Below are 13462 nucleotides of genomic sequence, written 5' to 3'. Positions count from 1 at the left end.
TGAACCCGGTTGCGCTCAGGGGTGGCCACCTACGAGGGAAGGGGCTGCTCGGCCCAGATGGTCTTGCCGCTGCCGGTGTACCGCGTCCCCCAGCGCTCGGTGAGCTGGGCGACCAGCATGAGGCCGCGTCCGCCCTCGTCGAAGATGCGGGCGCGACGCAGATGCGGTGAGGTGCTGCCGGCGTCGGAGACCTCACAGATCAGCGTCCTTTCCTTGATCAGCCGCAGCTGAATGGGCGCGCCGCCGTAACGGATGGCGTTGGTCACCAGCTCGCTGACCACGAGTTCGGTGACGCAGGCCAGCTCGTCCAGCTCCCAGGCGTGGAGTTGGGCGGTCGCCCGGGAACGGGCGCCTGCGACGACGGCCGGATCGCCGGGGAGGTCCCAGACGGCGACGTGCCCGCTGTCCAGAGCACGGGTACGGGCGATGAGCAACGCGGCGTCGTCGGAGGGCCGCTCGTCGAGCAGCGCCTCGAACACCTTGTCGCAGGTGGTCTCCAACGACGAGGCAGTGGCGCCGACCAGGGCGCCGCGCAGGGCATGCAGGCCGGCGTCGACATCACGATGGCGTGCCTCGATCAGGCCGTCGGTGTAGAGCACGAGGAGACTGCCTTCGGGAAGTTCGTGGTGAACGCACTCGAACGGCATTCCTCCCACGCCGAGCGGCGGTCCGGTAGGGAGTTCGAGGAAGTCCACTCGGCCGTCAGGGCCTACCAGTGCGGGCCAGAGGTGGCCCGCACTGGCGAGCGTGCACGTGCGGGAGATGGGGTCGTAGACCGCGTACAGGCAGGTGGCTCCGAGTTCTCCGAAGGGCGCCTCCGTCGCGGAGTCGGGACCCTCGCTGAGCCGGACGACGAGGTCGTCCAGGTGGGCGAGGAGCTCGTCCGGGGTCAGATCGACGTCGGCGAGGGTACGTACGGCCATGCGAAGGCGCCCCATGGCGGCCGAGGCGGCGATGCCGTGGCCGACCACATCGCCGACGACGAGGGCGACGCGGGCGCCGGACAGCGGGATCACGTCGAACCAGTCACCGCCGACGCCGATCTTCGACTCCGCGGGAAGGTAGCGGCCGGCGACGTCGACGGCCGCTTGCTCGAGAATCCCCCGCGGCAGAAGGCTGTGCTGGAGAGCCAGTGCCGTCGAGTGCTCGCGCGTGTAGCGGCGGGCGTTGTCGATGCAGACCGCGGCACGTGCCCCCAGTTCCTCGGCGATCCGCAGGTCGTCGTGTCCGTACGGTGCGGCGGAGGGGGACAGACGGGTGAAGAGGGCGACGCCGAGGTTCGTGCCGCGGGCGCGGAGCGGCACCGCGATGAGCGAGTGCGCGCGATGCCGGCTCACCCAGGCGGCCCGGTCGGGGTCGTGGGCCAGCCAGCGGGCGATTTCGGGCTCCCCGATCTGGTGCACGCTGCCGTGACCGGTGGCCAGGCAGCGGGCCACCGGCGAGAACTCCGGGTAGCGGGCTTGGTCGCCGACTGCGACGGCAGGCTTCACCCCGGAGCGGACGGCTGCGCGCCGCAGCAGCAGGGGCCCGTCGGCGGGGATGGGCGGGGGCTCGTCGCCGCGCAGCACGGCGTCAAGGAGATCGACGGAGACGAAGTCCGCCAGGGCGGGCACGGCTGTGTCGGCCAGCTCCTGGGCGGTACGGGCCACGTCCAGGCTGCTGCCGATACTCCTGCTGGCCTCATTGAGCAGTGCCAGGCGCTCGCGGGCCGCATACTGCTCGGAGAAGTCCAGGGCCGCCAGCTGCACCCCGTGCACGAGTCCGTGGGAGTCCTTGAGCGGGGTGAAGTGGACGATCCAGGCGTGCGCTTCGGCCTCTCCGGGGACCTTGACGTAGTTCTCGATGTGCTCGGGTTCACCGGTCTTCAGCACGCGATCGACGGATCGTTCTGGAGCCTGGAAGCCTGGATCGGGCATGTGTTCGGTGATCCGGAGGCCCCGAAGCTCCCGCTCCGAGGCGGCGAGCTGCTGGGTCATGGGCTCGTTGACGCGCAGGAACCGGCCCTCGGTGTCGTAGATCGCCAGGGAGAACGGGGACTGGTCGAACGACCAACGGATCAGTGGGTCCGTATCGCGCTCCGCCTCCGCCCGCACCGGAACGCCCTCCAGTAGCCAACCGGCCCGCCCGTCACCCGTGGGCAGCGGACGCGCACGCAACCGGCACTCCACCGCGCTGCCGTCCCGGTGACGGAGCGCCACCTGCCCGGTCCAGTCCTCCTGCCGATCGAACCGCTCACGAGCTGCGGCGGGGAGGACTGAGGCGAGCAGCTCTGCCGCGGGCCGGCCGACGGCCTCGGCGGCGGAGTGCCCAAGCAGGTGCTCCGCACCGGCGCTCCAGCAGGTCAGAAAACCGTCCGGAGCTGCCACTGCCACTGCCACTGCCACTGCGTCAGCGGCGGGAAGGGAGTCACCAGGAAAGCGCTCCGGTGGGTCCATGGTCGATCATCTCGCCTTCGGGTCCCCTGCTGATTCAAGGATCGCTCGGCCCTGGCGCCAGTTCCCGTCAAGTGATCGCACGCGCTGGGGGGCGCTGCTGCCGGACAGTCGACCCAGGCGGGCTTGTGGCGTGCGGGTGGTATGCCATGGAGTGTCGTTTTACATGCCCATTGGGCCGGTCTAGCGTAAAAACACAGGACGACGCTCGCCGCCGTCACCATCGGAAAGGGGGATCTGTCATGTCATGGACGATATCCGGCACCTACGTGGCCGGTTGCTCCTGCGCGGTGCTGTGCAGCTGCCCGTACGACGGCCAGCCCCGCGACGCCCAGGGGGGTACCGAGTGCCTGGGCACCGCCGTGTTCCATGTGGCGGAGGGGAATCTGGACGGCCTGGACCTGTCCGGTGTGGACTTCGCGTTCTACAACCACTTCCCGTCCAACCTGTCCTCCGGCAACTGGAAGGTCGGGTTGGTCGTGGACAGTGCGGCCAGCGACGAACAGGCCGACGCCCTGGAGCGCATCCTGTCCGGCCGGGAAGGCGGGCCGTTCGGTCAGCTCTCGCAGTTCTACGGTGAATACCTGGGTATGGAGCGGGCGGGCGTCTCCCTCACGGACGGGGACCGGCCCGGCTTCAGGGTCGAGGGCAGGACGGAACTCTCGTACCAGCCGCTGACCGGCCCCGACGGCAGCCCGACGAAGATCAAGAACGCCATGTTCGGATTCGCGCCCGAATTCGAGGTCGGCAGGACCACCGGGCGTTCCGACGCCTTCGGGCTGAGTTACCAGGCGTCGTACGGTGAGACGGCCGACTACGTCTTCAGCAGCGAGGAGGCCGAAGGAGCCGCCCAGGGACGTGCCTGAGAGGCCATGCATGAGCACGGGTGAGGCACCGCGGCTGATGGCGACGGTGTTCTCCGCGCCCTCCTTGTCGAGGTGCGTGCCGATCGCTCTCCTGGTGGGCACCCTGCTCTCGCTCGTCAACCAAGGCGCGGTGATCGCTTCCGGGGACGCCACGGCCGCGACCTGGTTGCGGGTGCTGTTCAACTACCTGGTGCCGTTCTGCGTGTCCAGCGCGGGATTCTTCAGCTGCCGACGGGCCGCCTGGCGCACAGCCCGGTCCACAGGAAGAGCGCGGACCAGGTGAGTCACATGCCGTCCATCGACGGCATCGAGCCCCGCAGCCCCGGCAGCAGCCAGTCCTGGAACGGTGCGAGCACGGCCAGGACAAGGAAGGTGACGCCCACGACCCGGGCCAGCAGCGGGCCCCGCGACCACAGCTTCTCCACGAAGATCGTCACGGCCAGTCCGGCCATCGCCGCCACGTTCATCACGCCGAGCGGAACGAGGACGACCATCAGCCCCGCGCAGCAGCCGACGCAGTAGGCGCCGTGGTGGACGCCCACCCGCAGGTCGCGGGCCGGCTGCCGGAAGGTCGCGTACTGCATCAGATGGCTCATGGGGTTGCGGCAGTTCCGCAGGCAGACGTATTTGAGAGGGCCGAGCTGGTACAGGCCGGCGAGCAGGAAGGCCACCGAGCCGATCCAGCGTCCGGCGGTGGGTTGGTCGTGCACCAGGTCACCGGTGAGAGCCAGAGCCGCGTAGGCGAGCAGTCCGAAGCCGGTCCACACCAGCAGGTATCCGCCCATGAACTCGGCGGTGCGGGCGGCCCGTGTCCAGCCGGAGGACTGTCGGCCGATCCCGCGCACCCATGTGATGGCCACCGGCGCCATGGAGGGCAGCATCATGGCTGCCGTCATCGTCACCCAGAGCAGCAGGAACAGCGGTAGCGCCATCCCCATGGTGCCGGGCCCGACCCCCATGTCCCGGGCCTGCCCGATCGCCAGCACCCAGGCGGGCACGGCGATCAGGACGACCAGGATCCAGGCGGCCGCGAGATCCCGTGCCGGCAGCAGCCCTCCGCCCGCTGCGGTCGGCGCGGGCGACCGGGCGGATACGAAGGCGGAAGTCCGGCTGTGACGCATCGGCGTGCTCTCCTGCGGATAACTCCAGGGGAGCACGCCGCCGCATGCGACGCGACCCGGTCCGGGGGGCTCTTCGCGCCCTGGCGGTGATCCGCGCCTCCTTGGCGAGCCGGTTGGTGGCCTGCCATGTGTCGTGCCCGACCCCCATGTCCCGGTGGCCGGCGCGATAGTAGCCATGTACATAGTAGTCATGTACTGTATTCAGCGTGAGTTCAGCAGATGAGAGCGCCACGGCGGGGTTCCTGGTCTGGCGTTTGTCGATGAAGTGGCGGGTAGCTGTCGACCGGGCGGTCGCGCCGCTGGGTCTGACGCATGCCCAGTACGCGTTGATGGCGTCGCTGTACGGCATGCGGCGCTCCGGGCTGCGGCCCAGCCAGCGTCGCCTCGCCGACCACACAGGACTCGAACCGCTGTACGTTTCCAAGCTCGCCCGCGCCCTGGAGGCCGCCGGACTCGTCGCCCGCACCCGGGACCCGAACGACCCGCGTGCCATGCAGCTGTCGCTCACCGAGCAGGGGCACGACGTCGCAGGCCGCGCGATCGAGGTGGTCCAGGGGCTGCTGGACCAGTTGCTGGAGCCGCTCGGGGGACAGGACAGCCCGCGTACACGGCAGTTCACCCGCGAGCTGGCGACCCTGCTCGACGCGCCTCTTGATCCACCCACCGAGAACGAGAAGGAGCAGTCATGACCACCACCGCACCCCTGGTCAATGGCCGGGTCATCGCCTTGGCGCACTATGCCGGTCGTGCCCTCGCGGAGGGCGTGGCGGCCCGCCACGGCGCCACGTTCCACCAGAATGTGACGCTCCGGGCCGTCGTGGTCGCGGGCGAGTCCATCGGCCGCGACGAGCTCGTCGCCGACGTCACCGGCTCACTGAAGACCGACGCGTCGGTCGTGCGCGGCGTCATAGAGGAGCTGACGGCCGCGACGCTGCTGGAAGAGGACCCGGCGGACGCGTCCCGGATGCGGCTCACGGACGCCGGACGGGAGCTTTACGAGAGCACCTCCGCCGAGACCGCCGAGATCTCCGCCCGGCTGTACGCCGGAATCCCGGCCGAGGAACTGGCGATCGCGGGCCGAGTGCTGGCACTGGTCACGGAGCGGGCGAACGCCGAGTTGGCCGGCGCCTGAGGTTCCGTCCCGGTACCGAAAGGCTGATGACGGCGCGTCAGCGGCGTGCAAGTTCGCCCGTGTGGACGGCACGCATGACGCGCTCGACAGTCTCCTGGTTTTCGCCGACGGGAGCCACGTAGTCGACGACGTCGCGCGCGGCGTCCGCTCCGAGCATTCGGGTGATCACCCATGCGGCGAGATACTGGGACGCCAGGCAGCCGCCCGCCGTGGCGATGTTCCCCTCGGCGTGGAACGGCGCGTCCAGGACGGTGACGTCGCAGGCTTCGACATAGGGTCGGCTCTTCCTGTCCGTGCACGCCGGCATGTCCTTCAGCAAGCCCAGCCGGGCGAGCACCAGTGCGCCGGAGCACTGGGCGCCGATCAGCTGTCGCGAAGGGTCGAGCCGCAGTCGGGAGATCAGGCGGTCGTCGGCGACCACGTCTCGCGTCTTCACGCCACTGCCGATCAGCACGGCTTCGGCTTCGGTCACGAACTCCATCGGGCGCTGTCCGGTCACCTCAAGGCCGTTCATTGATGTGACCACGGGCGTCGGCGTCGTGATGAAGGCTTCCAAGCCGTCCTTACGGCATCGGTTGACCAGCGCGGAAGCGATGAAGCTGTCGAGCTCGTTGAACCCGTCGAAGGTGACCACGGCTACCTGCAACACAACTCCTTCAAGCACGGCATCGGATCTGCAGTCTCCCCGGTGCGCCGATCCGGTGCGAGGGCCAATCAGCGGACGGTGGCATGGCTGCCGCCGCTGTGTGAAGCGCGATGGCCCCGGCGTCCACGCCGACGCCCTCAACGTGCTCGCGCAGCGCGATGCGCGCCGGCTTCGTCAGCATCATGCCGTTGCGGGGCTGACCTGCTGCCGCGCCGGTTGCCTTCCGGACGCCGCGCGGGGTCGCCGAGCTGCTCGTACGGTGAAGGAAGGACGCCCTTTTCATCCGTTCGGGCGTGTGCTCCAGGAGGTTGAACCGATGACAACCGCCGGCGAAATCATGCACTCCGGGGCCCAGTGGATCCCGGCGACCGAGACCCTCGACCGGGCCGCGCAGCTGATGGCGCGCCTGAACGTGGGTGCGCTGCCCGTCAGCGACGCCAACGAACGACTGTGCGGCATCATCACGGACCGCGACATCGTCGTGAAGTGCGTGGCCAAGGGCCACGACCCGGCGAAGGTGACCTGCGGCGATCTGGCGCAGGGCACACCGCGCTGGATCGACGCGGACGCGAGCGTGGACGCGGTGCTGGACGAGATGGAGAGCCACCAGATCCGCAGGCTGCCGGTGATCCAGAACAAGCGGCTCGTCGGCATGATCAGCGAGGCCGATCTGGCCCGCCACCTGACGGACCAGCAGATGCACGAGTTCGTGGAGAAGGTCTACGCGGTGCGCTGACCCGCTCGACGTCAACGGAGGACCAGGCGCTTCTGGTTCTCGAACTCCGCGTCCGACAGGACCCCTTGGGCCTTCAGGTCGGCGAGCCGTTTGAGCTGGTCGATCTTGTGGGTCATGGCCTCGATCTCGTCGTCCGGCGCGGCGGGCTGCGGCGCGGTGGGAGCGGGCGGTTCCTGCTCCTGCCGCAGTGCGTAGTCCTGCCGCGCCCAACGCCCCGCCTGCCGCCGTGAGACACGGTTGGACACGGCGGTGGCGGTACCGGCGACGACCGCCGTCCGTGCGATGCCCTGAAGCAGTCCGGGCATGGTCACTCATCTCCCATGGGTCGAGGGTCGATTCGGGCGTCGAGTCGGGCGTCGATTCGGGCGTCGATTCGGGCGTCGAGTCGGGCGTCGATTCGGGCGTCGAGTCGGGCGTCGATTCGGGCGTCGATTCGGGCAGGGTCCGCGTCGGGCCGGCCGGTCAGGCCACCGTCTCCTCCGTGGCGTCCAGCGCCGCGAGCAGGGCCTGCACGGGGATACGGCCGCTCGCGACGAGCTGTGCTCCGCTGCGCCTGAGCGCGCGGGCCAGGGGAGCGGCCCACAGGTTCTCGTACACCAGCACCGCGGCCGAGCTGCCCGGCTCCAGCGCGTTGCCGGCCTCGTCCAGGTCACTCTGGTCCAGCACACCGGACGAGGCTCCCTCGAAGACGGTCAGATCGACCTCGTCGCCGAGGTCCCGCAGGTCCAGCGCGACGACCGAGCCGTCGGGCTCCTTCCGGACGAAGGCGAGGTCGATGATGCGGACGATGCCGCGGTCGGCGAGATCGACCAGCAGGGGGAACGCCTCGCCCGTCATGCGGTTGCCGGGGAACTCGATGACCAGGTAGTCGACCGGGCCCATGTCCTCGATGCCGTTCATGACCACTCCTCGGGAACCGGGGGCGGGACCGTCCGCCCGTCCGCCCGTCGTCATGGCAGCGCCCCCGCGCCGGCGGTCGTCAGCAGCCCTCCCGGACATTGCAGCATGCGGCGCGGGGCCTCGCATGTTCCGCGTACGGCAGCCGCTCCGGCCCCGCTTCCGGGGTGCCGCCGGGTGCCCCGGCCCCCACCCTGGTCGCAGGAAAGCCCCCACCTGGTCGCAGGGAAAGGAGCAGCGCCATGCCGACCACCGGGTGCGCGCCGTCCGCGGCCGGGCGCCGGCCGTACCGTCGCAGTGCGCTCGCGGGACCCTGATGGCGCGGGGCGGGCGCGGGAAGCGGCGTCCGGAGCGGGGGTGGTGGCAGCGGCGGACCGCCGCGCTCGTGGCCCGGGCGCATGCGCTGCACCGACAGGCGGAACAACGGTTTCCGGTCGTCATCCATCTCGCGGACCGCATGGTGGCCGTGAACATCTTCGACTCCGCCACCCGGCTGGCCGCGCAGTGCTTCCTGACCGCCGTCCCGCTGCTGTTCGTGGTCGCGGCCTACGCTCCGCCGGCGCTCAGGCGCCAGCTGGTCAGGTCGGTGCACGCGCTGCTGGGCCTCACCGGACCCGCCCAGGCCCAGCTGGAACAGGTGCTCCAGCCGACCACCGAGGATCTGCGGCAGGCCACCGGCATCATCGGCGGACTGATGGTGCTGCTGTCGGCCACCGCCGTCAGCCGAGCCCTGCAACGGCTGTGCAAACGCGCCTGGGAGATCCCCCGGGCGGGCACCCGCGTCGCCCCCTGGCGCTGGGTGGCCTGGCTTCTGCTGTGGCTCGGGGCGATGCTCCTGCAGGGCCCGATGCGCGACGGGCTGGGCCTGGGCGCCTGGCTGGGCGTCCCCGTCACCCTGATGTGTCAGGTGGCTCTGTGGTGGTGGACCCAGCATCTGCTGCTCGGCGGCCGGATCCGCTGGAAACCCCTGCTGCCGGGCGCCGTCGTCACGGCGGTCGCCGTCACCGTCCTGACCAGCACCGCGCCGCTGTACATGCCCCGGGCCCTCAACCGGGCCATGGCCGACTACGGCTCCCTCGGGTCCGTGTTCCTGCTGCTGTCCTGGCTGATCGTGGTCTGCGTCGCGGTCGCGGTCAGCATCAGCGCGGGCGCCGTCGTCGCACAGGAACCGCTGTTGGCCGGCCGCCTGGGCAGCCCGCCACCCCGGCGGAGCCGGGAGACGTGGGCCGCCGCGCCCTAGATGTGCTGTCCGGACAGGCTGGTGACGCGGGGCCTGGCACGCGCTCTCCTACGCCCTGTAGCCGGACGCTCCCCCCCCATGGCCGCGCTCACCCGTGCTGATGAGGCCCCGGTGTCCGGAGCCGGCCTGATGCGCCGGACAGGCTCTCGTCCATTCGGACCTGCCCGGCGCGCGCAGGGTCCGCCGGGCTGACGCAATGGGGATGTTCAGGCATCCCACCGCGCCGGAGGCCCCGTGACCGAGCCGCCCGCCCAGCAGCCCCCGGGACCGGACCAGGAGGGCGCGGCCCACGGCGGGGCGGGGGCGCGCGGCGGCGCGGGCGGAGCCGTCGGCCGGGTCGCCCGCAGCACCGCCTCGGCCGTGCTCCTCGTGCTGACCTGCATCCTCGTCCCCGTCGCGCTGCTCGCGGTCTGGGTGCACGACATCGCACTCGACACCGACCGGTACGTCTCCACCGTGTCGCCGCTGGCCACGGACCCCGCCGTGCAGGACGCGGCGGTCCACCGGATCAGCGACGCCGTGGGCGCCCGGGTGGACGGCCCGCAGGTCGCCGCCGACATCGCCGGCTGGCTCCAGTCCCAGGGCCTGCCGCCACGCGCGGCCGACGCGCTCAGGGGACTGGGGCCGCAGATCGACTCCGCCGTGAACCAGGCGGTGACCAAGGCCGCCACCCGCGTGGTCGACAGCGACGCCTTCGCCGCGACCTGGCGCACCGCCAACCGCGTTGCCCACCAGGCCGTCGTACACGCCCTGACCGGCAAGGGCCGCGGAGCCTTCGGGGTCAGCGACGGCACGGTCACCCTGGACGTCGGTACGGTCGTCGACCGGGTGAAGAAGGAGCTGGTCGACGCGGGCCTGAAACCCGCCGACAAGATCCCGGCCGTGGACAAGCAGATGGTGCTCTTCCACTCCGACCAGCTCGCCAAGGTCCGCAAGGGCGCCCGCCTGCTCGACATCGTCGGGAACTGGTTCCCCGTCCTCGTCGTGCTCCTCGGCGCCCTGGGCGTGTTCCTCGCCCGACGGCGGCGCCGGGCCCTGGCACGTACCGCCCTGGGCGCCGCCTTCGCCTGCCTGGTCGTGGCCGTCGGCCTGGTCGTGGCGCGCCGCTACTACCTGGACCATCTGCCCCCCCAGGTGCAGTCCAGGGCGGCTGCGGCCGCCGTCTTCGACACCCTGCTCCGCTTCCTGCGGGTCAGCCTGCGTACGGCCGTCGTCCTGGGCGTCGTCATCGCCCTGGGCGCCTACCTCGTCGGGCCGGGGCGGCTGCCCGTGGCCGTCCGAGGCGCCTCCGAGAGCACCGCGGACTCCGCCGCCCGGTGGGCGGCCGCCCACCACCTCCGCACCGGGCGCGCCGGCACCTGGGCGCTGGCCCACCGCCGGGGACTCACCCTCGTCGCCCTGCTGGTCGTCGCGGTCGTCTTCGCGCTGTGGAACCACCCGACCGCGCTCACCATCCTGCTGCTGGTCGTCGTCCTGCTCGCCGTCCTGGCCGTCCTCGCGCTGCTGGCGGCCACCGGCCGCACCGAGCAGGAGGCGGCGCGGCCGGCGCCCGAGCCGCCCGCCGACGTGCCCTGAGGCCGTCGGACCGGTGCGAACTGCGCCGGGGCGCGAAGGCTGAGATTCTGATCGGGTAGATCGTCCGATCGGGTGGAGCGCCGCCCCCAGCCGCATGGACCGTGGCGGTGACCCCCAGCCGCATGGACCGTGGTGGTGACCCAGTGGCCACGAGGAACGAGAACGCAGGCGGACCGGCCGCCGTGTACGCCGATCCGCTCGGGGAGCCGTTTCTGCAGACCCGGTTCGCCCCGCCGGGCAGGCCGGCCACGTTCCTGAGCCGCCCACGGCTGGTCAAGCACCTCGATCAGGCCCTGGACACCCCGCTGACGATGGTCAACGGCTCGGCCGGAGCGGGCAAGACGCTGCTGGTCGCGGAGTGGGCCGCCGGACTGGGACAGCCGGTCGCCTGGCTCACCAACGAGGCGGGAGACCAGGGCGCGGGCATGTTCTGGGCGTACGTGCTGCACGCCCTGCGCGCCGCCGGCGTACCGCTCCCCGACGACATCGGCTGTCCCGCCGACGCGAGCCGGGTGGACCACAAGCTGCTGGCGCGCCTCGCCGACGAACTGAGCGGCCGTGACCGGCCCGCGCTCCTCGTGCTGGACGAGTTCGACCGCCAGAACGCCCCCCGGACAGCGGAGCAGCTGGAATTCGTCCTGCACCACTCCGGGCCGGGACTGCGGCTGATCCTCGTCACCCGGACCGAACCGCTGCTGCCGCTGCACCGCTACCGGGCGGCCGCGGCCATGACCGAGATCCGGGACGCCGAACTGGCCTTCACCCACGACGAGGCGGCCGACCTCCTGGAGCTGCACGGCCTGCGGCTCACGGCCGAGGCCACGCGCGCCCTGGTGGAGCGCACCCGGGGCTGGGCCGCCGGACTGCGCCTGTGCGCCATGGCCGCCCAGGAGAGCGCGGACCCCGAGGCGTACCTGAGGGAGTTCGAGGCCGGCCGGAGCACGATCGCCGACTTCCTGCTCGCCGAGGTGCTGAGACAGCAGACCGCCCGCACACAGGACCTGCTGCTGCGCGTCAGCATCGTGGACCGTTTCTGTCCCGAGCTGGTGCAGGCGCTCACCGGCTGCGGAGGTCTCGAACCGGTCCTGGCCGGGCTGCACCGGCAGAACGCGTTCATCGAGGACCTCGGACACTCCTGGTACCGGCTGCACCCGCTGTTCGGCGAGATCCTCCGCGCCCATCTGCGGGCGCGCCGTCCGGAGCTGGAGCCGGAGCTGCACCGGCGCGCCGGGCAGTGGCTGCGCGCCTCCGGTGCCCTGCCAGAGGCGCTGGCACACGGCGCCGCCGCGGGCGACTGGGAGTTCACCGCCCGTGCCCTCGTCGACGACCTGGCCATCGGGCAGCTCTTCACCGGCCTGCGCGCGGACGACCTCGCCGACCTGTTCGCACGGATGGGGCCCGAGGTCGCGGGCGCGGCGGCCGACCTGGTGCGGGCCGCCCGCGACCTGGCCGAGCACGATCTCGACCGCGGCCTGAGCCACCTGCGCCGCGCCGAGGAGCACCTGGCGGACCGGGAGCCGGATCCCGCGGCCCGGCTGAGCTGCGTCCTGCTGGAAGCCCTGGCGGCACGGCTGACCGGTTCGCCCTCCCGGGCCGAGCAGGCCGTGGCCACGGCCGAGGAACTGCGCCACGAGGTCCCGGCCCACCTCCTGGCGAAGCACCCCGAACTCACCGCCCTCCTGCTCACCCATCTGGGTTCGACCCGGGTGTGGGCCGGCAGCTTCGAGGACGCGCGGGCCGCCCTGTCCGAGGTGGTCGGCTGCCCCGACGGCGTCGCGACCGCGCTGCCCCGCCAGGACTCCCTCGGACACCTTGCGCTCATCGACTACCTCGACGGCTGGCTCGACCGGGCCGAACGCAAGGCGCTGGCGGCCGTGGCCGAAACGGAACAGTTCGGTCTGCATCGGCCCTCCGGCGCGGATCTCGGACGGCTGGTGCTGGCCGCCGTGGCCGTCGACCGGGACGACCTCGCACAGGCCCAGGCGCTCCTGGACGAGGCGGCCGACACCGGGCCCGACGGGCTGGACCCGGTGACGGCGGCGGGCCGGTCCCTCGTGACGGCGCGGCTGCTGCTGGCGCGCGGCGACCCCCGGGCCGCCGCGGCGGCCGCCGACCCCGCCGTCCGTACCGACGTGACCTCCCCGTGGGCCGAGGTCCACACGGCGCTCGTCACCTCCGCCGCCCATCTCGCCGAAGGCCGTGCGGACACCGCCGCGAAGGTGCTCGACGACGTGCCCCACAGCGCCGAGCCGCCGTACGCGGCACAGATCGCGTGGGCCCAGCTCGCCGCGGGCCACCGCGACACCGCGATCCACCTGGTCGACCAGGTGCGCACGCGCGGCCGTACCGGCCCCGGAGTGAACGTCTGCGCCGCGCTGGTGCGGGCCCGCGCCGCCCAGGAGACCGGGGACGTCGCCACCGCCCGCAAGCTGCTCGCCCGGGCCCTGCTGGAGGCCCGGCGGGAGCGGCTTCGGCGCCCGTTCCTCGAGGCCGGACCACCCGTCCGGCGCCTGCTGGACACCCCGCCGCTGCAGAGCCTGGCCGCGGGCTGGCTCATCCCTGGCGGCCCCGCACCGCAGCACGGTCCGCGCGCGCCCGAGGAGCGCGCACCGCTGGTCGTCGAGGAGCTCAGCGGACGCGAGCGCGAAGTGCTGCTGCGGCTCGGCCAGATGATGTCCACCGAGGAGATCGCCGCCGACCTGTACGTCTCCGTGAACACGGTGAAGACCCATCTCAAGAGCGTCTACCGCAAGCTCGGGGTGAACCGGCGCGGCGATGCGGTGCGGCAGGCCCGGCATCGCGGGCTGCTGTGAGCGC

General features: G+C 71.9%; 13 protein-coding genes. 8 read left to right on the top strand and 5 right to left on the bottom strand.

Annotated features, from left to right (window positions below; translation table 11 throughout):
- Positions 1 to 29: 29 nt before the first annotated feature.
- Complete coding sequence (locus ACZ5DS_RS11375; RefSeq protein WP_468236148.1) at positions 30 to 2378, bottom strand: SpoIIE family protein phosphatase; 2349 nt, start codon at positions 2376 to 2378, stop codon at positions 30 to 32.
- A 296-nt stretch (positions 2379 to 2674) separates the two neighbouring features.
- Between ACZ5DS_RS11375 and ACZ5DS_RS11370 the strand changes: the two genes are divergently transcribed.
- Positions 2675 to 3298 carry a DUF1326 domain-containing protein gene (locus ACZ5DS_RS11370; RefSeq protein ID WP_468236146.1) on the top strand — a complete coding sequence of 208 codons (624 nt, stop codon included), beginning with the start codon at positions 2675 to 2677 and terminating at the stop codon, positions 3296 to 3298.
- 10 nt (positions 3299 to 3308) lie between these two features.
- Positions 3309 to 3581, top strand: coding sequence for a nitrate/nitrite transporter NrtS (gene nrtS / locus ACZ5DS_RS11365; RefSeq protein ID WP_468236144.1), 273 nt, complete (start codon positions 3309 to 3311; stop codon positions 3579 to 3581).
- Between the two features lies 1 nt (position 3582).
- Here the strand turns inward: nrtS and ACZ5DS_RS11360 are convergent, their stop codons facing one another.
- A complete protein-coding gene (locus ACZ5DS_RS11360; protein WP_468236141.1) occupies positions 3583 to 4419 on the bottom strand; it encodes a DUF2182 domain-containing protein in 837 nt (278 codons plus the stop codon).
- A 206-nt stretch (positions 4420 to 4625) separates the two neighbouring features.
- Between ACZ5DS_RS11360 and ACZ5DS_RS11355 the strand changes: the two genes are divergently transcribed.
- Both ACZ5DS_RS11355 and ACZ5DS_RS11350 read left to right on the top strand, forming a co-directional pair.
- Positions 4626 to 5108 carry a MarR family winged helix-turn-helix transcriptional regulator gene (locus ACZ5DS_RS11355; RefSeq protein WP_468236139.1) on the top strand — a complete coding sequence of 161 codons (483 nt, stop codon included), beginning with the start codon at positions 4626 to 4628 and terminating at the stop codon, positions 5106 to 5108.
- The gene (locus tag ACZ5DS_RS11350) at positions 5105 to 5551 is read left to right on the top strand and encodes a MarR family transcriptional regulator (RefSeq protein WP_468236137.1); all 447 of its coding nucleotides are present in this window, start codon (positions 5105 to 5107) and stop codon (positions 5549 to 5551) included. The genes ACZ5DS_RS11355 and ACZ5DS_RS11350 overlap by 4 nt, the downstream gene beginning before the upstream one ends.
- Positions 5552 to 5588: 37 nt before the next feature.
- Here ACZ5DS_RS11350 and ACZ5DS_RS11345 read toward each other — a convergent pair whose 3' ends face one another.
- On the bottom strand, positions 5589 to 6197 hold the full coding sequence (locus ACZ5DS_RS11345) for a DJ-1/PfpI family protein (RefSeq protein WP_468236134.1): 609 nt from the start codon (positions 6195 to 6197) through the stop codon (positions 5589 to 5591).
- A gap of 316 nt (positions 6198 to 6513) precedes the next feature.
- Here ACZ5DS_RS11345 and ACZ5DS_RS11340 point away from each other — a divergent pair, with 316 nt between their 5' ends.
- Positions 6514 to 6933, top strand: a complete 420-nt coding sequence (locus tag ACZ5DS_RS11340; RefSeq protein WP_468236132.1) for a CBS domain-containing protein — start codon at positions 6514 to 6516, stop codon at positions 6931 to 6933.
- An 11-nt stretch (positions 6934 to 6944) separates the two neighbouring features.
- On the opposite strand, the gene ACZ5DS_RS11335 is transcribed toward ACZ5DS_RS11340, so the two are convergent.
- Entirely contained in the window at positions 6945 to 7238 is a 294-nt protein-coding gene (locus ACZ5DS_RS11335; protein WP_468236130.1) for an SHOCT domain-containing protein, read from the bottom strand.
- A gap of 157 nt (positions 7239 to 7395) precedes the next feature.
- The gene (locus ACZ5DS_RS11330; RefSeq protein WP_468236128.1) at positions 7396 to 7833 is read right to left on the bottom strand and encodes a DUF6325 family protein; all 438 of its coding nucleotides are present in this window, start codon (positions 7831 to 7833) and stop codon (positions 7396 to 7398) included.
- 313 nt (positions 7834 to 8146) lie between these two features.
- Between ACZ5DS_RS11330 and ACZ5DS_RS11325 the strand changes: the two genes are divergently transcribed.
- The 3 genes from ACZ5DS_RS11325 (at position 8147) to ACZ5DS_RS11315 (ending at position 13458) form a co-directional block, all read left to right on the top strand.
- Positions 8147 to 9070, top strand: a complete 924-nt coding sequence (locus ACZ5DS_RS11325; RefSeq protein WP_468236125.1) for a YhjD/YihY/BrkB family envelope integrity protein — start codon at positions 8147 to 8149, stop codon at positions 9068 to 9070.
- A gap of 234 nt (positions 9071 to 9304) precedes the next feature.
- Positions 9305 to 10645, top strand: a complete 1341-nt coding sequence (locus ACZ5DS_RS11320; protein ID WP_468236123.1) for a hypothetical protein — start codon at positions 9305 to 9307, stop codon at positions 10643 to 10645.
- Positions 10646 to 10767: 122 nt separating this feature from the next.
- Complete coding sequence (locus ACZ5DS_RS11315; RefSeq protein ID WP_468236434.1) at positions 10768 to 13458, top strand: winged helix-turn-helix domain-containing protein; 2691 nt, start codon at positions 10768 to 10770, stop codon at positions 13456 to 13458.
- The last annotated feature ends 4 nt before the right edge of the window (positions 13459 to 13462 follow it).

The sequence above is a fragment of the Streptomyces sp. NPDC031100 genome, from assembly GCF_055570785.1.
The sequence above is the reverse complement of the archived record's forward strand: the minus strand, read 5'-3'. Positions and strand labels throughout refer to the sequence as shown.